The following is a 23,268-nucleotide window of genomic DNA, read 5'->3' on the forward strand; positions in this document are numbered from 1 at the left end:
GGGTAAATGAATATGATTGTGAAGATTTTTATTTTTGCGATATTGGGAGTATTGAAGAAATCAAACTTTTTTTCGATTCTTTGGATTTTTTACTAGGTCAATCAGAAGTAAATAGTTTTTGTTTTGCTTTGAACTGTGCAACAACATGGAGAGGGCAGTATTTAAAAAATGTGCGTAAAGTATTTAATGAGTATGCAAGCACTATTTTTTATGATAACGGTGCATTAGAGAACCTGAAAAATAATTTTGATAAACAAAGGTTTATAGATATTTATTTAAGAATAAGCCAGGCTTTAAATTTTGCTGAAAATGGTTTAATTCAGTTTACAGAAGAGGGATTTTTATATTAAGTTGTATTTTTTTCATAACCAATTGTTTTTTATAGTTATTAATATAGGGTTGCCTATTGATAATATAACCTAGGTTATATATAATAAAGGGCATAGGTTAGGCATTCCGCTTAACCTCCTTAAGAGCCGAAAGGCTTGGAGTAATGAGAAATGTATAGCTCACATGCCGTTAAAAATGTTTTAAAAAATCACTTAGCCTTAGATAAATCGTTTAAAAGGAATGGCGATAATTATACTGTTTTAAATTCAGAAAATATTGAAATTACAGTCCATTTAAATTTCAATACAATTCAAATTTACAAAGGAAAAAATTCTCACCCTACATGGATATATATTTTAAGAGCAGAAAATCAAAAAGAGCTAGAATTGCAAGTACAAGATTATTTAAAATTCATCAAAGAATACACCAGTTGATGAGAAAGCCCGAAAGGGCTTTTTTTCTTAAGATACCATTATAAAAGGGCAAAATATTTTCTACAAAAGTGGGTAATGTGGTTGCATATATAACCTAGGTTATATATAATAAAGGGCATAGGTTAGGCAGATCAGCAGAACCATTTTTTAGCCGAAAGGCTTGGAGTAGAGAACATGGAAATTAAAGTACACGGTACATTTTTAGACACTATGCAGACAATTCAGAAGATCGTTGAAAATAATTTTTTTGAAAACTTAAGTCGTGAATTGGATATTTATAGTATTTATATTGATGATTGTGATGTAAGTAATTTAATTAAGCTTGGATATGCTGGGATTCAAAGTTTTATATCAGCTTATGAAAATGATGAATTAGAGAAGGATTTAAACGTCTATATGGCATGTATAGAGCATGGTATGGCGTGTAGTGTTGAAAGTGCGATTAATTATGTAGACAATAAATTTATAGACTGTGCGCCTTTTGATGATGATTTTTTTAAAGGCCGTTTTGCACAAGAAAAAGCGGATGAGTACATTCAATCAATTACGAATGATAGCGATAAAATTAAACAAATAACTGCATATTTCAATTATGCTCAATATGAACGAGATATGTTTTTATCAGCATATAGTTTTATTGAAAGCAACAAGACCCAGTATATTTTTGAAAACTAAATAAGAGCCGAAAGGCTTGGAGTAGAGAACATGAAAATTTCTAAAACGTCAGTAAATTTTGCAGAACGTAGAAAGTTTAAAATTGTATTTAATGCAGATAATAGCCAGGTAAGGATAGTTAGAAGAACTCACAGAAAGACATGGACAGTTAAATTAGAAAACCATATGAGAGGGCTATTTTTTCAAAAAACTAATTTGCCATTTATGATAAAAGAAGAGCTTCCATATTGGGTAGAAAATGAAAAGCATCTAAGAGAAATGATAGAGTTTTTAAGCAAGGAAATCGGGAATTTAAAGGCTGTATAGATTGAAATAACCGCTGTAAAAGGCGGTTTTTTTTTACTTAATAGATATTAAAAAGCTTGAATAAATAACCTAGGTTATATATAATGATAGGCATAGGTTAAGCAATACCGCTACCTAGTTTAGAGCCGAAAGGCTTGGAGTAGAGAAGATGAAAACTAAGCTATTAACAGCAGAACAGATTCAAGATTTAGGCGAATATACAATTGATGTGAATGGATACCTTAAACAATTTGTAGTTCATCAAGACGAGGATAAACACTATACCAGTGACAAATTTTGGTTTTTCATTAATGCTTATGAGCAATATGTTTTTCACTTTGCCAATAAGCTAAGTGAAGGTGCTTATAATGGTGGGTACTGGACTATGGAAAATGGTTTTTTTGAACTACAAGGCAAAGAAAGTACACGCTATAAGGTATCAGGTAATTATCGGGAAGCTGAATTGAATTGCTTAGGATTTTCACTATTAGTTAATATAATGGCACTTAGTCATTTATGTATCTGGGCGTATAATCAAGACGATAAATTTTGTAATCAGCTTGCAGTTTTTTTCTCCGAATACTGTAAAAAAATTCTGTATTTGAATAAAGAGCAATGTGATATTGATTCAATATTAATAATCTTGGATTAAGAAAAAAAGGAGAGCTAAGGCTCTCTTTTTTTGCGGTATCGCAATTCAAAAAAATTTAATTACTGCTTAGATCCATCAGGAATTTTTATAAATTTCACGGCGAGTTTTTTTGCTAATAGTGCAATAGCCCTTAACCCAATGATAAAAGCTAGAAGAAACCACAGATCAAAAGTTTCAGGATCGTAAAATTTCAATATGAAATTTTGAACTATGAAATTAAAAAAATAAGAAAAACTTAGCAAAAGAAAAGCATAAAGACAGAATACTTTGGAAAGATAAATAATTTTTTCTTTTTTCATAAAATCTATAATAACTTAATGAGCATTAAAAAGGTTTTGTGAAGATCACCCAGCATGAAAAAATAATGCCAATGATAGTTAGAATTGCAAAAAATATTGCTTTAATCATATAGCTTTTAGCATCATTAGGCATATCTGAAATTCCTCTCTATACAAAAATATGTTTTACAAAATCTAAAATATTTAATTCACTAGATGAAATTTATGGAACAGGTGCATAAATTAAAAATAGAGGATCTAAGCTACTGGATAACTTTATTTTAACTCTTATTTTCTGACGATTGTGCAGCTTTGTGATTAAGTAAGGATTGAATGAAAAATTCCTTTTTATTGCCTAAACTTTTCCAGTAATCAAACATTTCTTTTTCAGTTTCATCATCCAAATATAAGTCAACTGTAATTTGTTGGCGGTTATGCTTTTTCTTATACTTAGATACTGCTTTAGCAACATTTTCGGGAGTTTTATTTGTAGATTTTGAATCAGTCATTTGAATATTTCCTTAAATTTGATTAGTGAAAGTATAACAGAATTGAATATTTAATCTATAACCTAGGTAACTTTTGTTGTTTTGAATATATGGGCGTTACCCTTCGGGTCGGGCTTATTGGCTACGCTCGAACTTTACAGCTATTTAGTATGACACAACGCTTTAAAATTTAGTTTCAAGCAAGCTTGAACCTAATTTTAATAGCCTTCTGACATACTAAACTTAACGCTGAAATTTCGCCCCTTCGGGCAATATCCCTAACGCACCAGGTTTAAATTTTGTTTGCGGTAGCGCAACATTCCAGGATCATAATTTAGCTTAATAAGCTCAGTCACAAATGAAATCATCTTCAAAAAAATCACAGATTTTTTCTAGCTAATTTAATTTGTTCGGCTTGCACCTGGATAGATCCACATGAGGGATTAGGTAATCAGGGAGTAGTAAGGTTGGGAAGTCGAAGATCCCGACTAGGCGAGTAGACACTCGCTCTAGGTTACTTACAATTATAAGCAAAAAAAAGCTAAAATAAGTTTGATTAAATAACCTAGGTTATATATAATTATGGTTAAGATTTATGATTTAAACAAAGCTGTTAGGTGAAAAAATGAGTAATAGAGAGATTGCAATTAAAGAGTTAAATGAGATGTTTTTAGACTTGGAAGATGCAAGCTGTCATGAGCAAGGCTTAACAATAACGTGTCATATTTTTGGCTATTTAAATGCGTGTAAGCAGTTTAATATCATAACTGAAAGTGAAGCAGAGGCATTAAGTTTATATGCAAATAATAAGGGAGATAGAAATTCTAGACCTAAATTTTTAGATTAGATCAAAGGCAATTTAAAGCTTAATTTCAGAGTAAAATCTATTTTTTTTAGAGCCATAAGGCTTGGAGTTGAACAAATGTATTCAGTAAAAGCAATCAAGAATATTCTAGTAAATAGCTTAGAGGTTGATAAAGAATTTATCAGAAAAGGGGAAACTTTTAGCAAACATAATGCTAAAAATGAAAAAGTAAATATTCATTTAACAGTTAGCCAGGTGCAGATTTTTAAAGATTCTTTGTTTGTAGATAGTTATCAAATAGTTCCATCGAAAGACTTTAAAGAAGCGGAAAATCAAGTAAGAAAAATCTTAAAATTCATAAAATTTCATGACTAAAAATAAAGCCCGAAAGGGCTTTTTTTGAATAAAAATATTACTTAGGTTCATTCTTTATCTGAGATATTTTTTTGAGTAAAAGTAGAAAACTAGCACCTAATAATAATATAAAACCAAAATCAGAATTTGTTTGATCGGGTTTAAAAAGTAAATATCCCATAAGTAAAATTAAGGCTATACCAGTAGCAAAACATAGAATTAACTTACTTTTTTTTGTCATAACATACAGCCATTTTAGATAAAATATATTAGATTTTTAATACCATATAACAGGTAATATATCAAAAAATAATTTAAAAAAAGAACACAAAAGTTATTGATAAAATAACCTAGGTTATATATAATAAAAGGCATAGGTTAAGCAATTCCGCTACCTATTTTTTAGAGCCGAAAGGCTTGGAGTAAAGAGAAATGACACCAATACTAGAAGCAAAAAAACTGCTAAAAGACTTTGTTTTAAATAGCCAAGATTGTTCTATCTATGTACAGGGAGAGCAATCAAAAGTGTGTTTTGGAGCAACTAAAATTGTTCAAATCCTATTAAACAAAGACAGTATTTCGTTCAAAAAATATCATATAGTGAATGGTAAAGCGGAGGTGAAAATTAGTAAAAAGATTAGTTTAAGTCAGGCTGAAATGTTTACTGTAAAGTTTCATTTTAAGCATACGCATCAAGAAAAAACTTTGAAATCTGCATAATCTAAAGATAAAAAAATGACTGCTAAGGCAGTCATTTTTTTTAGCTATTTAAAAGATTTTGTATTTCTTTTAAATGTTGTTTCCACTTAGAAAGAGGTACTAAATCTAATTCTTTTTTAGATAACAATTTTAAAATTTCTTGTTGGTTTTTTTGCTTTTCTAATTCCTTTTCTTCCTCTAAAGCCTTTTCAGCTTCCTTCAATTTTTTATGAAGCTCATAAACTTTTTTTTCTGCTTTGGTCATGTTCTTTGTTGGATCATCTTCAACTTGATTATCTGTATCAGATGATTGTTTTTGTAGTGGGTTAGATGTAGTGCTTTCATCATTTTGATTAGATGTATGTGCATTTTGATTATGTGCATTAGTAGTATGTTGTTGATTCAAACTAGCATCATTAGATGGATTTTCAAATTGCATTTTTACTGCATCCTATTGGAGATAATCAGCATCATTCTATAAGCCTATTGGTGAAGGTGCAACTGTTATATTTTGAGAACAAGGACAAGCAACCAGCCATACAAAACCTTGCATCTATTAAGCTAATTATCGGCACATGCCGAGTAATTTTTTTTCACACACCACGCATCTAACAATGCAAACCCTCAAACCCTTACAGCATATGGCTTTCAAGGCTTTTTATATATAAAATAAAGGAGCACAGAAAAAAAGGCATATAATAATATAAGCTATTGAATATAAAGATAAATAAGCTGTGCTCTATATTGTGCTCTATATAACTATAAAAATTAATATAAATTGTTGTTTAATAAAGATAAATATGCTGTGCTTTATGCTGTGCTCATTTTCAAGTATAAATTTAAGCTAAAATATTGTTTTATAATAATAAAAATGCTGTGCTAATTAATAAATTGCGATTTGTGCTCAATATTCCAATAAAATCAAGATAAGTGTATGTTTATATTAAATAAATAAGAGCACAGATTTATTTTTCTATATATTGTATTATATTCAAGATTTAAGGCTGTGTTTATTCGAGGAAATTATGAGTGAAACTAAAAGATATACTATTAGATTGGATTCTGCTGTAGCTGAATATTATGAAAGTTTAGCAGCTTCTCAAGATGAAAAACCTTCGACTTTTCTTAGTAGAGTTCTTACTAATCATCATCAAACAATTGGGATAAAACACCAGGCAGATCGTATTGAGGATTTAGTGGATAGAGTAGAAAAAAGGATTGAAGAGTTTGAAGATAACAATAATTTTAATGAAAAATTCTATGAAGATTTTAGTGGTCTATATTTTATGATGCTATGGGTAATGATGAAAAGTAACGCCTCTAAAGATGAGATCAGAGCAATCCAGGCAAAAGGATATACATATGCAGATGAAAACTATAAAGGTGCTCTAAAATGAAAAAACAAAATCCATCTAGTTTTGTAGATTTTACTCGCGGTTCAGAGCTTTGGACACACCAGTTTAAAATGTTCTTAACTGGAATTTCTAACGTGCTTATATTGGGGGTTTTTTTAACGGTATGTGTGGTAGGGGGATTCTTATATTTAAAGGTTGAGCCAGTAGAGTTATACGCTCTAAAAACTGAGGCAGAAATAATTTATAAAAGTTCATTGAATGTGCCTAATAAAGAGATTCAATTACACCTAAATGGTCGGCCTCAAAATGTATCAATTGAGCAAGCAGAAAAAATAATTGAGCCGCATTTAAAAAGTTTTTGGTGGGATCTAAAAAGAGCATTATTTCTAGGTATCTTTCTTAGCATAATTATTATTGGAAGCTTAGTTTGGTACTGGTACAACTATGGTAAAAATGTCATGGAAGATGAGCAATTAAGAGGTGCTAAGATCGTTCCAAAAGATAAACTTAAACAGATGCTAAAGGATCGTGAAGAAGAGGGTGAGTATACAATTGCTGATGTACCTATTAGAAAGGGAACAGAAGGCAATAATATATGTTTTGTTGGTGCTCCACAGTCTGGTAAGTCACAAGCTATTCGAGCGTTCTTAGAGCAGGTAAGAGGAAGAAATAAAAAGGCGGTTATCTATGATCCAAGTGGTGAGTTTACACAAGAGTTCTATAGAGAAGGAAAGGATATTATTTTAAATCCTTTTGATGATCGTTGCCCTAATTGGAATGTTTGGAATGAAATAGAAGAGGATCAACATTTTGATGCAATTGCTTCAGGTTTAATTCCAATACCTGCATCTGGTGATACATTCTTTCCAGAAGCAGCTAGACGCTCTTTGACAGATATTATTAGGGTATTAAGTGCGAATAAAAATAATCAAACTAATAAAAATCTTTTTGAAACTGTTGCAGTAACTACTCTTACAGAACTGCATGAGTTATTAGCTGGTACTGCTGGTGCAACTTACTTTGATCCTAAGACAGAAAAGACTGGTGTAAACATCAAAATGACTATTCTAAACTATTTAGATCCATTTAGATTTTTAAGGGACGATGGAAAGCCATTCTCTATTAGAAAGTGGGTAAGAGAAGAGGATGATAGTTGGATTTTTATTACTACTAAAGAGGAGCAGAAAAATGCTATTAAGCCAATTATTTCGCTTTGGATTTCCACAGTTATTAAAGCTACTATGTCTTTGCCAGCCATTCACAAAGAGCGTATGTGGCTATCAATTGATGAGATGCCTACTCTTCAAAAAATGGATGATTTAATTTTATCATTAACTAATACTCGTAAATATGGTCTATGTCATTTGATTGGATTACAGGATTTCAGTCAGCTTGATCAGACTTATGGAAAAGATAATGCTGCAACAATGGTTTCAACATTACAGACAAAGTTAATACTACGTGTAACTGACAGTAGTTCTGCTGATCGTTTAGCTAAGATCATTGGTCAAATGGAAGTAGATGAAAAGAATATGAGTCGCTCAATGGGTGTTACTGATGGGAGAGATGGTGATAGTTTCTATAGTCAAAGAAAGGAACGAAATGTTGTTTTACCTTCTGAGATTATGAGCCTTCCGAATCTTGAGGGTTATCTAAAAATTGTCGGTGATTATCCAGTAGCTAAAGTAAAGACTCAGTATGTACCACATACAGCAAATGCTATCCCATTTATCAAAAGATCTACTGGCATAGCTCTTAATGATTATGAAGATATGAAGCTTGATAAAAGTGAGCTTGACCTAGAGAAAGTTGACACAATTTCTAATGATATTAAAGAAAATAAGAGTGAAATTATTGAACAGAACCTAATAGTAAAAGATAGTAAAAATAATGCTGAATTAGATGATCATAAATTGGAAAAAGAAAATGTTTCTAATAGTGATGAAGTTTTGGAGAAAAAGCCTAGTGAGGTTGATTCTGAAAATGAAGATACTGTAGAGAATAATTCACCTAAGTTAAATTCAAATTCAGATGTAAAAAGTGAATCTTTAGATGATGGTTTAGAGGATGAACCTCAATACAGTGGTGATTTTTTTAATTCTATTGATGATGTATCTCCACGAAAAAGAGGTAATGAAAAATGATGAGTATGACTACTTTGAAATCTGCATCTCAGGCTTCAACTTATTATTCAAAAGATAATTACTATACGACTGAAACTACTGCTGAGAGTATTGAAAAAGCATCTTGGTATGGTAAGGGTGCAAGTGCTTTAGGATTAGAAGAAAATAATTTTGATGAAGAGCGTTTTAAAGATTTATTGAGTGGTGAAATTGATGAGAGTAAAACTATAGGACGTGTAAGTTATGATGAAAATGGTGTTGCGGTAACGCAACACCGTCCAGGTGTGGATTTAACTTTTTCAGCACCGAAATCTGTATCTATTATGTCAGAGGTATTTAAAAACGAAGATGTTAGAGATGCACATGAAGAAGCTGTTAAAGCAACTTTAGATCAAGTAGAAAAAATGTATGCTCAGACTAGAATTAGTGTGGATGGGAGTATGCAGAAAGTAGATACAGAAAATTTAGTTATTGCTTTATTTTCTCACAATAATTCAAGAGAGCTTGATCCACAAACACATACTCATGCTGTAATTATGAATGCAACATTAAACCAAAAAGGTGAATGGTCAGCATTGAGTAATGAGCAAATTTATCAGAATCAAAAATTGATAGGTGCAATTTATAATTCAGAATTAGCAAACAATCTTAATGAACTAGGGTTCGATTTAGAATTTAAACCTAATGGTAATTTTGAAATTGCTGGTATAGGTCAAGATGCTATAGATGAGTTTTCACAAAGAAGGAAAGCAATGATTGAGAGTGCAGAAGCCAGGGGGATTGATCTTTCTACTGCATCTGCTGCATTGCGTGAACAAGTTGCATTAAAAACTAGGACGAGTAAAAAAGATGTTACTCAGGAAAAGCTAGACAATGATTGGAGCGAACGAGCACAAAGTTTGGGCTTGTCAAAAGATGTTGTTGAGGAAATTAATAGAAAAGCTGAATTAAAGAGAAGTGAAAAATCGCTAAATAAGGATGAAAATAGCTCAAATAAAATCATACCTAAAGTTGATCTAGTTACTGAAAATGATGCTAGTAAAGAAATAAATAAAAATCGTCAGGAAGATAATAGAAAGGTTGATCCTAAAAGCAAGGATAAGACTGATAGAGAAGTTTTTTCAACGCCTGGTAGTAAGTCATCGCAAAAGAGTAATGATGAAGATAGCGAGCATTCTGAGCAGTCTAGTGCATGGCAGGAATGGTTAAATAGAATTTGGAATAGAGGGAAGGGAAGTAATCAAAAAGAGAGGGTTTTGACTAACAAGAAAGATGATAAAAATACTCACATAGAAAATGAAGAAATTACACCAAGGGAGAAACATATTAGAGAATCTGTATTCTATGCAGTAGGTCATCATACGGAACGTGAAATGATGGTTAAAAAAAGTGATGTGGCTACTACAGCATTAAAATATGGTGGGGTTGGTGTAAGGATTCCTGATGTAATGAAGGAATTTGATAGGCTAGTTGATAAAGGTATTTTGGTTGAAGGGAATGAAGGAAAAATAACAACGGCAAGAATGGCAAAAAGTGAAGTATGGTCTATTGATCATGTTAAAGCAGAATCGTTTTCAGTAGAGAGGATTCTAAGCACTAAAGATGTAGAAAGGGCTATTGCGGAAAGAGAAGAAGTACAAAAGTATCCTTACACAGAAGGGCAGCGTAACTCATTAAAAGGTATTTTTACAAATAATAGCCGTTACTATGCTGTTGATGGTTTAGCTGGTGTCGGTAAAACTACAATGCTTTTAGGACTTAATAAAATAGCAACTGATAACGGTTTTATTGTTAAAGGTATGGCAGAAGGTGGTGTAGCAGCAAAAAATTTAGAAGAAGAAACGGGTATTCCTTCAAGCACAGTAGCTAAGTTTAAGTTAGATGAACAGAAGCTACAAAATGAAATAAGTGCGGTTGGTGGAATGGATCGGAAAAATGAAATTTGGGTAGTGGATGAATCAAGCTTTTCGGGTCAAGAAAGTTTTGCTGAAATTTTGAAATTATCAAAAAATGCCAATGCTAGGGTAGTTTTTCTAGGTGATAAACTACAGATGCAGTCTATTGCTGCTGGTAAGCCATTTGAAGTTTTGCAAGATAAAATGGCAAAGTCTGAAATGCAAAATATCAATCGTCAAAAAACAGATGACCTAAAAGAAGTTGTCGCATTGATTACAGCTAAAAATGAAAAAGGTGATATTACTTTATCTGAAAATCAAAAAGCATTTGATCTTTTAGATAAGCAGGGAAATGTGATAAAGCACAAGCAAGAAGAGCTGCATAGTAAGTTGGTCGAAAGCTATATGTCTAAAAGCCTGGAAGAGCGAAATAATAGCCTTATTATCACACCATTTAATGCAGATCGTGAATTAATTAATGACATGGTTAGAGAGCGTAAAAAGGAAGCAGGTGAGTTAAGCGGTGAAGAGCATCATATTTCAGTATTAGTGAATAAAAACCTGACTAAAGCCCAGCAAACAAATTACAGAGAGTATGAAAAGGGTGATGTTGTTCGCTTTAATAAGGAGTATAAAATTGATGAAAATACAAAAGTTGAAAAGGATCATTACTATAAAGTAATGGGGAGTTATACAAAAAAGGATGGTCAAAAAGAGGAAGGTTTGATCCTTCAAGACAAAAATGGAAATTTGTTAAACTGGAAAACCAAAAATAAAAACTTGGTAGAGGTTTATAAAGAAAAAGAGAAGGAATTGCAAAAGGGAGATTTAATTAAAATTAATCGCTCTAATGGAGATTTTAAGAATGGTGAAAAATATTCTTTTCATGAAATTAGGGGAAATGAAGTTATTTTAAGAAACGAAAAGGGGCATGAAAAAGTTATGCCAAAGGAAGAATTTAAACATTGGGATCATGGGTATGCGAATACGATTTATTCATCCCAGGGCTTGACGAAATCATCTGTATTTATGTTAATTAACAGCGAAACTTTATCTAATGCTCAAAACAGTCAAAAAGCTATTAAAAACTTAGGTAAAATATTTGGTAATAGAGCGTTTTATGTTGGTGTCACACGTGCTTCTCAGGAATTAAAGATATTTACTCATGATAAAGATGTTGCACGTGGGGCGGTAGCATATGAGCAAGATAAGACAAGTTTTGTGCAAGATGGGAACACATTAGGACAACAAGATCAGCAAGTTAGCCAAAAAGGATTTGATATGGAGATTTGATGCAAAATGAAACTATTACAATACCTAACGCTAACTACTTTTGTTTTAAATTGATATTATATTTAAGGGAAAGTAGGGGGATTTTGAAATGACTGTATTAATGGCTGAAAAGAAGATAATGAGTAATGTAAGTGGCAAGATATTTGATCAACAACGGACTGTTGATTCCTTATATATTGATCCTGTATTGAAAGATTTTGCTGCTAATTTTGGCAAGCAAAATCGTTTATCACTTACATTTATTTTCGCTCGAATTATTGAATTTAGTGTCTTGAATAAGTCAAAAATCAGAGTTAATCCTACTGAGCTAAAAAAGAAAATAAGTAGAGATGGTATTAAGACAACTGTAAGAGTTGAACAAGAAATTTATTCGAATTTTACAAACTATGTAAAGGGAGAGCTAGAAAGTAGTAACTCAGCTTATCTAAACATGGTGCTAGAGAAAATGTATAAGAAACAAGATGTAGGGATCGAATTTGGTAGTCAATATTTGGAAAATATTTTAATCTCCTAAAACTTTTGTAGTTTTTAAACGAATTTATTTTGCTCGCCTTCGGTGGGCTTTTTTTTATCTATATGTTTTTAAAAGGCTTTTGCCTTTTTTTAGTGCATTTTGAATTTTAGGCTTCACTTTGACAGCCAAAACAAAAGAGGTGATAATTCTAGTGCACTAGGGGGCTTGTTTTAAGCGACGACAATGTAGCAAAAAGTGAACAAATATGCAAAAAAAATCAAACATGGTAACAAGAAGAGTGGCTGGTTTAGCTATCGCTTTGGGTTCGGTATTTGGTTTCCAAGCGGTGAAAGCTGAGTGTTGGGATGAAGCTGCAAGCATGTATGGACATGATCCTTACATACTAAAAGCAATTGCATGGAAGGAAAGTAAAGGCTATGTCGGTGCTGTTGGTTCTCTACTGAAAGATGGGAATAGAGCATTAGGACTAATGCAAATTAATACAATTCACTTGCCTGCATTGCGTAAGCAAGGGATTAACAGAAATGATCTTTTTGATCCATGCACTTCTCAAAAGGTGGGAGCTTGGGTTTTAGCTGACTGCCTAAAAAAGAAAGGTGATATTTGGACTGCTGTTGGTTGTTATTACGGTGGCCCCGCTTCTAGGGCGTACACAGCAATGAGATTGTATGCGAAGGATGTAAAGAAGTATTACGAAGGCTATAAGGCAAAGGCTGGATTACCATTGGCTTATCAGCCATTAGTTGCCTATCAGGAACAAGAAACTCCAAACAAATCATATTCTTCTTATTCTCAAGGGGAAAATCAAATAGCTTATCAAGCGGTTGAACAGGCAAAAGAACAAAATCGAAGTTTTAAGATAATTCAATTTAATTAACAGGGTTAAGTATGAATGCAAAAGGTATTGGTATGGCTTTGGTGTGTTGCGTTACCGCAACTATAACTCTAGCTGGTGAAGGTAGTCAGGGCAAAGAAAAAGCGCAGCCTATGAGTGAGCCTAATCCAATTAAGGCGTATGTGAATGTTATTCCTCAAGGTGGGGAAGGTAAGACAAGCACATTTGTTTTATGTGAGCACACAAATAAAGGGTGTGAAAAACAAGTTCATACAAAAAAGCATTTGGCAGTATCCAATCAAACGACCAAGTTTCAGGTGGATACTGCCAGAGAAAACCGTAATCCGTAAGATTACAGTTTTCAGGTGTGTTGCCACAAACACATTATAAAAAAAATTGGGGCATTTTTATTAAAAACAATCTTACTAAGGAGTTCCTAATATGGAATTAGTATTGCAAACCCCATCACAGAAGTGGGACATGATGATGGCTCGTGTTAAGCCAGTAGCTCGTACCGTTTTTATGGTTCTTGCTGTTTTGGCTTTGGGTACTGTTTTAATGATGTTAGCTCAAGCAGCTCAAACTAATGCGAATGAGTTTGATGATTCAGCTAGTAAAGTTGAAGGCTGGATCAAAGGTAACTTAGGTAAAACAATTATTTTAGGTGGTCTGATCTTCGCTTTAGCTGCTTTTGCATGGACACGTGATTTTAAACTTTTATTCCTTCCTTTAATTGCAGCTGTAGTTATTGGGGTGGTGATCGGAATTATTAACTCTTCATTCACAGCGGTTATTTAATTCCTAAATAAAAAAGGTGATGTATGAGCGATAACCTACAACATTATGTTCCGACTAAATTGGATGACCCTGGTAAATTTTTGATCTTCGATCAAAGTGTGGCAATTCTAGCTTTAATGCTTTTTATTGCTGGTTATTGGGTTGAGCATCCATTTATCGGCTTAGTGATTGGTATAGGTATGGCTTATTGGTTTAACAAGGTTAAAGCTGGCTATCACATCGGTTTTGTACATCATCTTTTTTACTGGATAACTGGCACTCCAAATATGAAGGATCTGCCAGGTTCAAGTGACAGGAACTTTTTCGGATGAAAAAAGAGAAAAAAGAATGCTTAAGAAAAATGGGCAAAAAACGATTGGAGAACTCAGTGCCGTTCGAAGATCAGATCGCTTCATCATACTGGTACTACTAGGAATAATAATTGCTCTTATTACGTTGCTTTACTACGTGATAACAAACCAAAAAACAGTAATTATGCCCTCCACCCAATCAGCAAAGTATTCAATTGGAAACGATCAAGCTAACAAAGAATATTTTGTCGATACTACTAGAGATATTGTAAACCTTCTCTATAACGTCACCCCAATTAATGTAGATGAGAATTTCAGTAAGCTTTTAGAACGTGTTGCACCTGAGCACCAAAAAGATATGAAGTTATATCTTGATAAAGCTTCTGCACAAATCAAAAAACAACAAATAACTCAAGTGTGGTCTACAACTGGCTTGTATCAATACATACCACATCAAAAGGCTGTTATAGCAAACGGCATTACTAAAACCTATCTTGGCGACAAAATTGTATCTTCTAAATCACAAAAGATTAAAGTCGAATATGTGATGAAAGAAGGGCAGTTATTCCCAAGAAATATAGTGGAAGTTACTGAAAATGAAGCAAAGTAAATTTGCGGTGTTGCCTTTAGCATTGTTGATTAGTGGGCTGTCTTATGGAGCACAACATGTAACAAAAGCTCATGAAGATACAGTCACGGTGAATGTTTCATCTACTGAGCAGAATGCGTTAATTGTTCAAGATCGAAAGATTACAAGTGTGATCCCTTCTATAGCCGATGCTTTAGAGTATGAAAAAGATGTAGCTCAAGGTGTTCTTTATTTTAAAGTTCAGCCCTGGTATGCGAATAGAACAATATCAGCATTTGTAAATGATGATGCTGGGGTTCGCTACAAAATTGTTATGCGTCCTACTGCAACATTGGGTGCAGAAGAAATTATTTTAATTCCCCCAGCTAAAACAAGTTCAAGAGATGGCAGTTCAAAAGGTTCACAATCATTTGTTCAGCAAATCAAAGAACTCGTTTATGTGATGGGGGATGATTCTGATGATCCTCAAGATGAATTGGCTATTGATGGGATTAGTCGCCACTTTGTTAAGCAGCAAATTCCTTTATGGAAAGAGGCATCAATGGTTTATGTGGCTAAATATGAAGGCGATGAACTGTATGGGGAACATTATATTGTCACGAATAAAACCACATCAAATCTAATTCTTTTAGAGCAAGAGTTTTACCGTAAAAAGGTTGTGGCCGTTTCTATTGAAAACCTTAATTTGCTACCTGGCCAGTCTACAAATGTTTATGTAGTACGAGAGAAATAAGGAGCAGATTATGAGTGAAAAAATAGAACTAAATCCAAACGAAGAGCGTAAAAAGAAACAGGTACAGATCATCATTATTGGTGGGATCTTGCTTGTGCTAGTTGTTGTTGGTTCATTATTTTTTATGGGTGAAGAGCCATCACAGCAATCACCACAAAGTAAAACAGAAGATGTAACCCTTACACCGCCAGGTGGGGTAGATGATGAAGCTGGCTGGCGTTCTGCTGCATCTCAAGACATAGCAGTAACGAATGAAAGAATTATAGGGCTAGAAACTCAGTTAGGTAACAGAGATAGTGATATTGAGGCATTAAAAACTCAACTAACAGAAATGAATGAGCGAGTTAGACAAGCAGAAATTAATGCCGACAAGCAAAGCAGATTGCCAGTGCAACAAGCGCAACCAACAAATACTAATCCACCGAGATTAGATACGTCTAATGCTTTCGGGGCAAATATCCCTCCTAATCGTCAAGGTTTGCATGGAAGTACGATTCTATCTGATCCAATGGGTTCAACAGTAGATCCATCGACAGGTCAGGTGATTCCTTTACCAAACACAGCAAGTAATGCGCCTAGAGCAAAATCAGTAAATATTATTGATTTAACGAGTTCCGATAGCGGTAATGGTGGTGCGGTATCGCAACAAAAGAAAGCTATTAAAGAGTCATTTATTAGTGACGGGTCTTTTGTTCGTGTAGTGATGGTAACTGGTGTAGATGCACCTACAGGTGGTCAGGCTCAGAATGATCCTTTACCAGTCTTGTTTGAAACAGTTGGCAAGTTAGACATGCCGAACAATTACAAAATGAACATAAAAGGTTGTCGTTTCCTAGGTTACGCATGGGGTTCATTGTCTACAGAAAGAGTAAACGCACGTATTGAAAGTGGTAGCTGCATTGTGAATGGACAAACAGTGAAGATTAACGTGAAGGGAACTCTGATTGGTGAAGATGGTAAACCTGGTATCAGAGGAAAAGTTGTAAGTAAACAAGGCCAAGCATTAAGTGCAGCTGCTTTAGCAAGTGCATTAGAAGCTATTGGTGGCTTGTATGGCAATACTACAGGAACTACCACAATGGGCGCATTAGGTGTTCAACGTACTGTAAGCGGTAAGGATATTCAAAATAGTGCTTTAGGTGGTGGTGTTAGTGGAGCAGCGGAAAAGCTATCAGAGTTTTATTTAAGACGTGCTGACGAGCTGTTCCCTATTGTTGAAGTACATGCAGGACGTGCGGTTGAAATTCTGGTAACGAAAGGCGCAGTTGTTGAAGGATTGGCTATTCAAGGCTCAACAGCAAGCAAACGAAAATTGATGGATGATTAATGATGAAAAAAACAGCTTTATTTTTAACTATGGTTATGTCTGCTTTCGGTGCTCAAGCGAATGTTGCTGCTACATCTGCTAATTTAAAAAAAATGTATCCAGCGACAACTTTTAATAAAATTACGGAAACACCAGTTAAAGGAATTTATGAGGTTGTTATGGGTCAGAACGTGGCCTATACAAATCAGGAAGGGCGATATTTTATCTTTGGAAATTTGTTCGATATGCACGAACAAAAAGATATTACAACGCAAACTGAGAAGTCTACAAAAGCATTTTTCCCAAATGAGAAACAGTTGAAAAATGCGATCAAGGAAGTAAAAGGAAATGGTAAACGTAAGTTAGTTGTTTTTTCTGATCCTGATTGTCCTTTCTGTGCTCGACTTGAGAAAACTTTATTAGGTTTAGACAACGTAACAATCTATACCTTCTTATATCCATTAGAGCAGCTTCATCCGACAGCAAAAGCTACTGCTATCAATATTTGGTGTTCAAAAGACAAAGTGAAAGCTTACAAGGACTATATGCTTGCAAGCACCAAACCAGCCTTAAAAACATGTACAAATCCTATTGATGAAAATATTGCATTAGGTTCAAGCATGGGTGTTCAAGGAACTCCAAGTATTATTTTTGAAGATGGAACATTAATACCTGGCGCAATGAGCGCAGAAGCAATTGAAGAACAATTGAAGAAATCAAGTGAAAAGGTGAGTGCTAATGCGAAATAAGTTAATAGCTCTTTCAATTATTTCAATCGGGTTAAGTGGTTGTAATACGCTTGATGGATTGAACTCAAAATCTAACTTTGATTGTAAAGCACCTGATGGGGTTGTATGTGACTCTATGACTGGCGTAATGGCAAATGCTAAAGCTAATAATTTACCTGGACAGCAAGTAAAGAGAACGGTTGCTAAAACACCAGTTAAAGGCAGTGTCTATGCAACACAATCAAGGGCAGATCGTGTTTTAACAACAATGGAATATACAGGCGCACCAATTTTAAGAAATCCAAAAACCTTAAGAATTTGGGTTGCACCTTGGGAAGGTGCTGATCGTACTTTGTATGACCAGCAATTTTTTTACATCGTTGTGGATAACTGGAAATGGAATATTGAACATAACTCAAGACGTGTTAGACAAGCATATGCACCAAACGCAGCGAGTAGTTATGTTGCAGCACCAATGAATAGAGGATCAAGCAGTCAAGATTCTTATAGCTACAGGATAGAAGGTAATACAGCTGTGCGTGATGATGAAGCTGTACCAGTTTCAACAAGTAATGTTGGAACTATTGATCCTTTAGCTGGGGATAAAGGAAATATAGATGAAGGTATAACCAAGGAACTACAAAATATGAACTTGGATATATCTCAATTCACTAAACCTTTGGCAAATAGCCGATAAGAAAGGGAATTGAAATGTTAGATATTAAGGCTACTCTAAAACAATGGTGGAATGAATCTGTACTTGGCGATACACCTGATTCAAAACGTCCTTCACCAGTAAAATTATCTAATAAGATCCTAGAATCTTATGGGATGCACCAAGTTTTTAAATACGATATGTACGATCCTGAAAACGGTCTTTTCTTTAATGAAGGAACAATAGGATTTTGCATGGAGATCATTCCACAAACTGGTGCTAATGAGGAAATGATCACTCGTTTATTGACGATGTTTACACCTATTCCAGCGGATACAAGTATTCAAATTCAAATGTTTGGAAATACTATCTTTGATGGAATGATTGATCGTTACTATCAAATTAGACTGGATGCACAGAAAACAGGTGAGATTGACAGCTTTGGTATTGAGTTAGCTAAAAAGCGTATTGAATATATTATGAAAAAAGTTGGTGAGCCTTTATATGGTCGCCAATCAAACTATTCAATCAAAAAACCCACTTTGGTTATATCAGTTTCACGTGATGGAACATTAGAAGATCATGAGCAAATCGAGTTAATGGAATCATTGAAACATTCAATGCTTTCATCTTTTCGACAGGCTGAGTTAGCAGCATTCCATATGGATGCACAAGCTCTAATTACTCACTTATCTATCATCTTAAATCCAGAAGTTTTATTTAGTGCTGATCCGTTCCTAATCAATGAATATGATGAAAACAAGCGAATCAAAGAGCAAGTAACTAAAATCGGCCATATGGCTGAGGTTCGCAGAAAATCAGTTGTTTTTGGAGCAGTGCCCGAAAAAGGGGAAAAGGACGAGCGCATAGCAGTAAGAAGTTTTGGAATAACACGTTACCCGAAAAATAAAATGCTTTGGGAAATGGGTGAAGTGATAGGAGCCATGTTTGATGACTCATTGCAATATCCTTGTCCATACATCATTACATGTGGCATTTACACTTTAGATGCAAACCAAACAGAAACTATGGCACGTGTAAGACATGCACGTGCTAAACAGAACTCACAGTCTAGTATGGCTAAATTCCAGCCTGAATATGCAGATATTGAAAAAGATTGGGAGTCAGTTGTATATCACACAAGCAATGGTGGTGCTATGTGTGAGATGTACCATGTTATTAGCTTAATTGCGCCTTTAAATAAAATAGATACCTATTCTCAAACAGCTGTAAATATTTGGTCGAGTAATAAATTTACAATTATTCCCTTAGATTTCCTTCAACTTGCATCACTTTATATGTCTTGTCCTATGACCCTTAACAAAGGGTCGCGTGATGATCTTAAGAAGTTAAAGATCATGAGTACGAAAACGACAATTAATGCGATTGATATGTCGCCATTAGTAGGAGAGTGGCAAGGTGTTGGTGATCCAATTGTGATGCTTTTTGGTCGAAAGGGAACACCATGTTTTATTGATTTTTATGCAAACTCAGATGGTAACTATAACCTCTATGTTTGTGGTGTATCGGGTGCTGGTAAATCTGTTCTATTGCTTGAAATCTTAGCTGCATATAGAGCGACAGGGGCAAAGTTATTTATTCTCGATGTAGGACGTTCGTTTAAAAACTTTGTGGATTTAGCAAAAGGCACAACCTTTGATTTCAATAGCGAAAGACGATTATGTATGAATCCTTGGTCATGGGTTCAAGTGGCTGAAACAGAAGAGGCAGAAGGGTTAAATACGTTCCAACAGGAACTTCAAATGCTACTGCCTATTTACGCAAAAATGGCATCTCCTAATCAGTCATTAACACAATATCAGACAGCGTTAATGGCAGAAGCTTTAACGGAAACTTGGAATGTACATGGCACAAAAAATAAAGTCGATTATGTACAAGAGTATTTATTACAAATTAAAGATCAATCAGGGGTAACAGTTGACCGTGTAGCTTTTGAGCTTGGTAAACAATTGCAGCCATTTACAACTAACGGCATGTATGGAATTTACTTTAACGGTGAGGCAAATATTTCTTTTGATAACGATGTGATCTACCTAGAGCTAGAAGAGCTTAAAAGTGCTCCTGATTTGCGAGCAGTGGTGATGTTCTGTGTGACAAGTAGAATCATGAAGGAAATGTACTTAACACGTGATAGACGCAAGCTGTGCTTCATTGATGAGGCATGGCAGCTATTGGGTGATGATGCAGAAACTGCAAAGTTTATTGAAGAAGGTTATCGAAGAGCACGTAAATATAACGGTATTTTCGGGATCGGAACACAGGGTATTGAAGATGCTTTTAAAAATGAGGCATCACGTGCTGCATACAATAATGCTGACTGGAAAATCTTTCTTAGACAGGACGAGAAAAACTTTCAGCAGTTGATTGATTCAGAAAAAATCAGCTTTTCTCCATATATGCAAAAGTTGATTAAGTCGCTAAGAAAAATTAATGGGATGTATGCAGAGATGATTATATCTAGCCCACGTGGGGAACATCTTTTAAGACATATACCTGATGAGTTTAGTCTGGCAATGGCTTCAACAAACGCTAAAGATTACACGCGATTAGAGCAATTAATGAAGCAAGGTAAAACAACGATCCAAGCAATTGAAATCATGCTGGAAGAAAAAGAACAGGCTAAAAAAGGCGCAATGCTATGAACTTAAAAGATATTAATTGGTTGGATGGAATTAGAAATTTTCTTGTTATTGCACTAATAGCATTATTGGTCAATCTACCAGCTTTGTATTTGGTGAAAAAAGGACAAACAAAGATAGCTGTAATTGATGTTCAGGCATTGTTGTCTGAGTATGAAAAGAAAGTAACAGCTGAATTGTATGCAAACCAGGGAGGTTATCAATCAGCAGATGGAATGCAGGCAAATTCAGGATTTGTAGAGCAAAAAACCAAGCAATTTCTACAAAAGTTAGAGAGCACTATTGAACAAATTAACCAAGACTGTAATTGTGTAATCGTTAATAAAGCAGCTCTTTTAACGCAGAGTGGCAAGGTTACAGACTACACGGATGAAGTGAGAAAGGCACTCGAAAAATGAAGCTTTATAAGACCAATGTAATTAACTGGATATTTTATTTTTTTATATTTTTGCTTGTGTTAGTGGTGGGAGTAGGGATCAGTAATCGCTGGTTTATATACAACATTAATGTAACGAATAGCTTGAATGGTCATGTATATGTGATCAAGAAAAATGAGAGTGTCAAAAGAGGGGATTACATTGGTTTTTCCTGGAAAGGAGATGAGTTTTATAAGCCAGGTGCAATATTCGTAAAAATTGTGAGTGGTGTACCTGGTGATGAAGTAACGGTGAAAGATCGGGAGGTTTTTGTTAATGGTGTGAAAATTGGAATTGCTAAAGAGAAGTCAGAAACAGGCATTCCACTTAGTCCAATTAAGCCTACAAAGCTAAAAGAGGGCGAATACTTTGTAAGTACGCCATATCCACATGGATATGATAGCCGATATGAACGAGTGGGTTTAATTAGTCAAAATAATGTATTAGGTAGAGCTTATGAAATTTTTTAAAAGGCTTGGAGTGAGTATTGTTGTTATGAGTTGCGGTATCGCAACAGCAGCAGACTTAGGTAAACATGGTGCAGTTTATAAGATAGAGGAAAAGAATGCGCTTGATGCTATTTATGAAAAGCTTAAGGGCATGGAAAAAACAGGCGAGTTAGAGAAAAAGAAAAAGGAAGCTATTGATCGTTCAATGCACTCAGCTAAAAACCCGAAACCAGTAAAAGGAATAATGGCTGCTACAAGCAAGCGTGTATTCATCTTTGATCCTAGCATGACACTGAGTGAAAACATTGTGACAGATGAAGGACAAATGATTGCACTAGCTGGAACAAAGGTTAATCCGCTAGACACTATCACTATGTCTAAATCATTGGTTTTCTTTGATGGTACAAGCCAGGAACAAGTTAAGGCAGTAGAAAAGCTAGTCGAAGCTTATGGAAAGAAAATTACACCAATTTTAGTAAATGGTACTTGGCTTGAATTAACAAAAAAGTGGAAAAGACAGGTGTACTTTGATCAGGATGGTTATCTGACTAGCCGTTTTGGTATTAAGGCTGTACCAGCTATTGTTCGACAAAAAGGGAAAGCCTTAGAGGTGGCAGAAACACCAGTAGAGGAACTTAAGCCGTGATAAAAAAAATTTTCTTAAGCATCATTTTGATGCTCGCTACAGTAAGTGCATTTGCTAATAAGCCTTCTAATGTGCGCTGTGCTGGTGAATTTGCCAATCCTATTACAGATATTTGTTGGAGCTGTATTTTCCCACTAAGTATAGGTGGGTTAGAGGTATGGAGTGGGGGGCAAGAAGATATTAAAAGTAATAGTGATGTTCTTTGCAGCTGTATTGACGACTTAATGTTCTTAGGAATAACACTAGGATTTTGGGAGCCAGCAAGACGAGTAGATGTAACACGAACTCCATATTGCTTTGTCAGTTTAGGTACTGAAATTGATGTAGGTGGAAGTGTTCCAGAAGGTGAAGTAAGACTTCAAAGCGACAATAACCGTAGTTCTTTTTATCAAGCACATTGGTATGCAGATCCAATTATGTATTGGCTTGAAGTGATGTATGAGCACCCATGTTTAGAAACTGGAACATTTGATGTCGCATATATGACTGAGCTAGATCCGCTATGGAATGATGATGAATTGTCTGCAATCTTAGCACCTGAATCAAACTTAGTCGCAAATCCTTTAGCACAGGCAGCTTGTGCTGGTGACTGTGTTCTTGCATCAAATAAGTTTGGGTCGAATGCCTTATTTTGGTGTGCTGGTTGTAATGGTTCAATTTATCCGTTGACTGGACATGTTGGATACCACATGAGTCACATTCAAGCCAGTTCATTAATTACACAACGACTTTCAGCGAAAATGCACCGCCAATTCTTGACTTGGGGTACACATGGATCTAAAGGGCTTTGTGGTGTTTATCCTTTACCAGTCGTAGATAAAACTGCATACAAATATCAAATGCTCTATCCAAAGCCTCAGACTGACAAAATTAATGGGAAGTGCTGTCAACCATTTGGACGTACAACTTTGAAATGGGGAGCAGGTCGATCATATCCAGTAAAAGGTGAACATTTTTCTTATGAACTGTTCAGAAAAAAAGACTGCTGTTTAGGCATTGTGACTCTTAAATAGGATGAAGCA

The 23,268-nt window shown here is 34.6% G+C and carries 30 protein-coding genes; 26 read left to right on the forward strand and 4 right to left on the reverse strand.

All coding sequences use genetic code 11. The annotated features are described in order from the left end of the window. From ACO1B7_RS15305 to ACO1B7_RS15325, 5 genes are all read left to right on the forward strand, one after another. On the forward strand, window positions 1-350 hold a 350-nt coding region (locus ACO1B7_RS15305), incomplete at its 5' end, for a hypothetical protein (protein WP_423090353.1). 150 nt (window positions 351-500) lie between these two features. Beyond that, window positions 501-764: a hypothetical protein gene (locus ACO1B7_RS15310; protein WP_423090354.1), complete on the forward strand. Its 264-nt coding sequence runs from the start codon at window positions 501-503 to the stop codon at window positions 762-764. Window positions 765-938: 174 nt separating this feature from the next. Beyond that, window positions 939-1,439, forward strand: a complete 501-nt coding sequence (locus tag ACO1B7_RS15315) for a hypothetical protein (protein ID WP_423090355.1) — start codon at window positions 939-941, stop codon at window positions 1,437-1,439. 30 nt (window positions 1,440-1,469) lie between these two features. Then, the gene (locus ACO1B7_RS15320; protein WP_423090356.1) at window positions 1,470-1,745 is read left to right on the forward strand and encodes a hypothetical protein; all 276 of its coding nucleotides are present in this window, start codon (window positions 1,470-1,472) and stop codon (window positions 1,743-1,745) included. A gap of 148 nt (window positions 1,746-1,893) precedes the next feature. Continuing rightward, window positions 1,894-2,376 (forward strand): hypothetical protein, encoded by a 483-nt coding sequence (locus ACO1B7_RS15325; protein WP_423090357.1) that lies wholly within the window; start codon window positions 1,894-1,896, stop codon window positions 2,374-2,376. 59 nt (window positions 2,377-2,435) lie between these two features. Here ACO1B7_RS15325 and ACO1B7_RS15330 read toward each other — a convergent pair whose 3' ends face one another. Both ACO1B7_RS15330 and ACO1B7_RS15335 read right to left on the reverse strand, forming a co-directional pair. Next, a complete protein-coding gene (locus tag ACO1B7_RS15330; RefSeq protein ID WP_423090358.1) occupies window positions 2,436-2,675 on the reverse strand; it encodes a hypothetical protein in 240 nt (79 codons plus the stop codon). 260 nt (window positions 2,676-2,935) lie between these two features. After that, the gene (locus tag ACO1B7_RS15335; protein WP_423090359.1) at window positions 2,936-3,163 is read right to left on the reverse strand and encodes a hypothetical protein; all 228 of its coding nucleotides are present in this window, start codon (window positions 3,161-3,163) and stop codon (window positions 2,936-2,938) included. Window positions 3,164-3,767: 604 nt separating this feature from the next. On the opposite strand from ACO1B7_RS15335, the gene ACO1B7_RS15340 reads away from it, so the two are divergent. Both ACO1B7_RS15340 and ACO1B7_RS15345 read left to right on the forward strand, forming a co-directional pair. Continuing rightward, a complete protein-coding gene (locus tag ACO1B7_RS15340; RefSeq protein ID WP_312321291.1) occupies window positions 3,768-3,989 on the forward strand; it encodes a hypothetical protein in 222 nt (73 codons plus the stop codon). 75 nt (window positions 3,990-4,064) lie between these two features. Beyond that, a complete protein-coding gene (locus ACO1B7_RS15345) occupies window positions 4,065-4,322 on the forward strand; it encodes a hypothetical protein (RefSeq protein ID WP_312321288.1) in 258 nt (85 codons plus the stop codon). Window positions 4,323-4,359: 37 nt separating this feature from the next. Here ACO1B7_RS15345 and ACO1B7_RS15350 read toward each other — a convergent pair whose 3' ends face one another. Then, window positions 4,360-4,542 (reverse strand): hypothetical protein, encoded by a 183-nt coding sequence (locus ACO1B7_RS15350; protein WP_423090360.1) that lies wholly within the window; start codon window positions 4,540-4,542, stop codon window positions 4,360-4,362. Between the two features lie 191 nt (window positions 4,543-4,733). On the opposite strand from ACO1B7_RS15350, the gene ACO1B7_RS15355 reads away from it, so the two are divergent. Beyond that, entirely contained in the window at window positions 4,734-5,021 is a 288-nt protein-coding gene (locus tag ACO1B7_RS15355) for a hypothetical protein (protein ID WP_312321285.1), read from the forward strand. Window positions 5,022-5,061: 40 nt separating this feature from the next. Here ACO1B7_RS15355 and ACO1B7_RS15360 read toward each other — a convergent pair whose 3' ends face one another. After that, window positions 5,062-5,439 (reverse strand): hypothetical protein, encoded by a 378-nt coding sequence (locus ACO1B7_RS15360; protein ID WP_312321283.1) that lies wholly within the window; start codon window positions 5,437-5,439, stop codon window positions 5,062-5,064. 586 nt (window positions 5,440-6,025) lie between these two features. On the opposite strand from ACO1B7_RS15360, the gene ACO1B7_RS15365 reads away from it, so the two are divergent. From ACO1B7_RS15365 to traU, 18 genes are all read left to right on the forward strand, one after another. After that, window positions 6,026-6,397 (forward strand): hypothetical protein, encoded by a 372-nt coding sequence (locus ACO1B7_RS15365; RefSeq protein ID WP_423090361.1) that lies wholly within the window; start codon window positions 6,026-6,028, stop codon window positions 6,395-6,397. Further along, window positions 6,394-8,499: a type IV secretion system DNA-binding domain-containing protein gene (locus ACO1B7_RS15370; protein WP_423090362.1), complete on the forward strand. Its 2,106-nt coding sequence runs from the start codon at window positions 6,394-6,396 to the stop codon at window positions 8,497-8,499. Before ACO1B7_RS15365 ends, ACO1B7_RS15370 begins: the two co-directional genes overlap by 4 nt. After that, entirely contained in the window at window positions 8,496-11,666 is a 3,171-nt protein-coding gene (gene mobF / locus ACO1B7_RS15375; protein WP_423090363.1) for a MobF family relaxase, read from the forward strand. The genes ACO1B7_RS15370 and mobF overlap by 4 nt, the downstream gene beginning before the upstream one ends. 88 nt (window positions 11,667-11,754) lie before the next feature. After that, a complete protein-coding gene (locus ACO1B7_RS15380; protein WP_423090364.1) occupies window positions 11,755-12,180 on the forward strand; it encodes a hypothetical protein in 426 nt (141 codons plus the stop codon). Window positions 12,181-12,385: 205 nt separating this feature from the next. Then, complete coding sequence (locus ACO1B7_RS15385; protein WP_312321272.1) at window positions 12,386-13,018, forward strand: lytic transglycosylase domain-containing protein; 633 nt, start codon at window positions 12,386-12,388, stop codon at window positions 13,016-13,018. Window positions 13,019-13,029: 11 nt separating this feature from the next. Next, the gene (locus ACO1B7_RS15390; RefSeq protein WP_312321270.1) at window positions 13,030-13,326 is read left to right on the forward strand and encodes a hypothetical protein; all 297 of its coding nucleotides are present in this window, start codon (window positions 13,030-13,032) and stop codon (window positions 13,324-13,326) included. A 91-nt stretch (window positions 13,327-13,417) separates the two neighbouring features. Further along, window positions 13,418-13,774 (forward strand): hypothetical protein, encoded by a 357-nt coding sequence (locus ACO1B7_RS15395; protein WP_312321268.1) that lies wholly within the window; start codon window positions 13,418-13,420, stop codon window positions 13,772-13,774. Window positions 13,775-13,797: 23 nt separating this feature from the next. Beyond that, window positions 13,798-14,085: a type IV conjugative transfer system protein TraL gene (traL, locus tag ACO1B7_RS15400; protein ID WP_312321266.1), complete on the forward strand. Its 288-nt coding sequence runs from the start codon at window positions 13,798-13,800 to the stop codon at window positions 14,083-14,085. After that, complete coding sequence (locus ACO1B7_RS15405) at window positions 14,063-14,674, forward strand: TraE/TraK family type IV conjugative transfer system protein (protein WP_312321264.1); 612 nt, start codon at window positions 14,063-14,065, stop codon at window positions 14,672-14,674. The genes traL and ACO1B7_RS15405 overlap by 23 nt, the downstream gene beginning before the upstream one ends. Next, window positions 14,661-15,386 carry a TraK domain-containing protein gene (locus tag ACO1B7_RS15410; protein ID WP_312321262.1) on the forward strand — a complete coding sequence of 242 codons (726 nt, stop codon included), beginning with the start codon at window positions 14,661-14,663 and terminating at the stop codon, window positions 15,384-15,386. Before ACO1B7_RS15405 ends, ACO1B7_RS15410 begins: the two co-directional genes overlap by 14 nt. A 10-nt stretch (window positions 15,387-15,396) precedes the next feature. Next, on the forward strand, window positions 15,397-16,713 hold the full coding sequence (locus ACO1B7_RS15415) for a TraB/VirB10 family protein (RefSeq protein WP_423090365.1): 1,317 nt from the start codon (window positions 15,397-15,399) through the stop codon (window positions 16,711-16,713). A 2-nt stretch (window positions 16,714-16,715) separates the two neighbouring features. Continuing rightward, window positions 16,716-17,441 carry a DsbC family protein gene (locus ACO1B7_RS15420; protein ID WP_312321258.1) on the forward strand — a complete coding sequence of 242 codons (726 nt, stop codon included), beginning with the start codon at window positions 16,716-16,718 and terminating at the stop codon, window positions 17,439-17,441. Next, window positions 17,431-18,117: a type IV conjugative transfer system lipoprotein TraV gene (traV, locus tag ACO1B7_RS15425; protein ID WP_312321256.1), complete on the forward strand. Its 687-nt coding sequence runs from the start codon at window positions 17,431-17,433 to the stop codon at window positions 18,115-18,117. Before ACO1B7_RS15420 ends, traV begins: the two co-directional genes overlap by 11 nt. A gap of 14 nt (window positions 18,118-18,131) precedes the next feature. Then, window positions 18,132-20,738: a type IV secretion system protein TraC gene (gene traC / locus ACO1B7_RS15430; protein ID WP_312321254.1), complete on the forward strand. Its 2,607-nt coding sequence runs from the start codon at window positions 18,132-18,134 to the stop codon at window positions 20,736-20,738. Continuing rightward, a complete protein-coding gene (locus ACO1B7_RS15435; RefSeq protein WP_312321253.1) occupies window positions 20,735-21,133 on the forward strand; it encodes a hypothetical protein in 399 nt (132 codons plus the stop codon). Before traC ends, ACO1B7_RS15435 begins: the two co-directional genes overlap by 4 nt. Beyond that, window positions 21,130-21,621, forward strand: coding sequence for a S26 family signal peptidase (locus ACO1B7_RS15440; protein ID WP_312321251.1), 492 nt, complete (start codon window positions 21,130-21,132; stop codon window positions 21,619-21,621). The genes ACO1B7_RS15435 and ACO1B7_RS15440 overlap by 4 nt, the downstream gene beginning before the upstream one ends. Next, window positions 21,608-22,246, forward strand: a complete 639-nt coding sequence (gene traW, locus ACO1B7_RS15445) for a type-F conjugative transfer system protein TraW (protein WP_312321249.1) — start codon at window positions 21,608-21,610, stop codon at window positions 22,244-22,246. Before ACO1B7_RS15440 ends, traW begins: the two co-directional genes overlap by 14 nt. Then, window positions 22,243-23,259, forward strand: a complete 1,017-nt coding sequence (gene traU / locus ACO1B7_RS15450; RefSeq protein WP_312321247.1) for a conjugal transfer pilus assembly protein TraU — start codon at window positions 22,243-22,245, stop codon at window positions 23,257-23,259. Before traW ends, traU begins: the two co-directional genes overlap by 4 nt. The last annotated feature ends 9 nt before the right edge of the window (window positions 23,260-23,268 follow it).

The sequence above is a fragment of the Acinetobacter lwoffii genome (genome assembly GCF_049367455.1).
Taxonomy (GTDB): domain Bacteria; phylum Pseudomonadota; class Gammaproteobacteria; order Pseudomonadales; family Moraxellaceae; genus Acinetobacter; species Acinetobacter lwoffii_W.

Bases quoted from the DNA above. Each gene is read 5' to 3' on its own strand.
- ACO1B7_RS15440 (WP_312321251.1), top strand. From the start codon at position 21,130: ATGAAGCTTTATAAGACCAATGTAATTAACTGGATATTTTATTTTTTT.
- ACO1B7_RS15390 (WP_312321270.1), top strand. From the start codon at position 13,030: ATGAATGCAAAAGGTATTGGTATGGCTTTGGTGTGTTGCGTTACCGCA.
- traV (WP_312321256.1), top strand. From the start codon at position 17,431: ATGCGAAATAAGTTAATAGCTCTTTCAATTATTTCAATCGGGTTAAGT.
- ACO1B7_RS15335 (WP_423090359.1), bottom strand. From the start codon at position 3,163: ATGACTGATTCAAAATCTACAAATAAAACTCCCGAAAATGTTGCTAAA.
- ACO1B7_RS15310 (WP_423090354.1), top strand. From the start codon at position 501: ATGTATAGCTCACATGCCGTTAAAAATGTTTTAAAAAATCACTTAGCC.
- ACO1B7_RS15435 (WP_312321253.1), top strand. From the start codon at position 20,735: ATGAACTTAAAAGATATTAATTGGTTGGATGGAATTAGAAATTTTCTT.
- ACO1B7_RS15410 (WP_312321262.1), top strand. From the start codon at position 14,661: ATGAAGCAAAGTAAATTTGCGGTGTTGCCTTTAGCATTGTTGATTAGT.
- ACO1B7_RS15355 (WP_312321285.1), top strand. From the start codon at position 4,734: ATGACACCAATACTAGAAGCAAAAAAACTGCTAAAAGACTTTGTTTTA.
- ACO1B7_RS15340 (WP_312321291.1), top strand. From the start codon at position 3,768: ATGAGTAATAGAGAGATTGCAATTAAAGAGTTAAATGAGATGTTTTTA.
- ACO1B7_RS15325 (WP_423090357.1), top strand. From the start codon at position 1,894: ATGAAAACTAAGCTATTAACAGCAGAACAGATTCAAGATTTAGGCGAA.
- ACO1B7_RS15315 (WP_423090355.1), top strand. From the start codon at position 939: ATGGAAATTAAAGTACACGGTACATTTTTAGACACTATGCAGACAATT.
- traC (WP_312321254.1), top strand. From the start codon at position 18,132: ATGTTAGATATTAAGGCTACTCTAAAACAATGGTGGAATGAATCTGTA.
- ACO1B7_RS15330 (WP_423090358.1), bottom strand. From the start codon at position 2,675: ATGAAAAAAGAAAAAATTATTTATCTTTCCAAAGTATTCTGTCTTTAT.
- ACO1B7_RS15370 (WP_423090362.1), top strand. From the start codon at position 6,394: ATGAAAAAACAAAATCCATCTAGTTTTGTAGATTTTACTCGCGGTTCA.
- ACO1B7_RS15345 (WP_312321288.1), top strand. From the start codon at position 4,065: ATGTATTCAGTAAAAGCAATCAAGAATATTCTAGTAAATAGCTTAGAG.
- ACO1B7_RS15385 (WP_312321272.1), top strand. From the start codon at position 12,386: ATGCAAAAAAAATCAAACATGGTAACAAGAAGAGTGGCTGGTTTAGCT.
- traL (WP_312321266.1), top strand. From the start codon at position 13,798: ATGAGCGATAACCTACAACATTATGTTCCGACTAAATTGGATGACCCT.
- ACO1B7_RS15395 (WP_312321268.1), top strand. From the start codon at position 13,418: ATGGAATTAGTATTGCAAACCCCATCACAGAAGTGGGACATGATGATG.
- traW (WP_312321249.1), top strand. From the start codon at position 21,608: ATGAAATTTTTTAAAAGGCTTGGAGTGAGTATTGTTGTTATGAGTTGC.
- mobF (WP_423090363.1), top strand. From the start codon at position 8,496: ATGATGAGTATGACTACTTTGAAATCTGCATCTCAGGCTTCAACTTAT.
- ACO1B7_RS15365 (WP_423090361.1), top strand. From the start codon at position 6,026: ATGAGTGAAACTAAAAGATATACTATTAGATTGGATTCTGCTGTAGCT.
- ACO1B7_RS15415 (WP_423090365.1), top strand. From the start codon at position 15,397: ATGAGTGAAAAAATAGAACTAAATCCAAACGAAGAGCGTAAAAAGAAA.
- ACO1B7_RS15420 (WP_312321258.1), top strand. From the start codon at position 16,716: ATGAAAAAAACAGCTTTATTTTTAACTATGGTTATGTCTGCTTTCGGT.
- ACO1B7_RS15350 (WP_423090360.1), bottom strand. From the start codon at position 4,542: ATGACAAAAAAAAGTAAGTTAATTCTATGTTTTGCTACTGGTATAGCC.
- ACO1B7_RS15360 (WP_312321283.1), bottom strand. From the start codon at position 5,439: ATGCAATTTGAAAATCCATCTAATGATGCTAGTTTGAATCAACAACAT.
- ACO1B7_RS15380 (WP_423090364.1), top strand. From the start codon at position 11,755: ATGACTGTATTAATGGCTGAAAAGAAGATAATGAGTAATGTAAGTGGC.
- ACO1B7_RS15320 (WP_423090356.1), top strand. From the start codon at position 1,470: ATGAAAATTTCTAAAACGTCAGTAAATTTTGCAGAACGTAGAAAGTTT.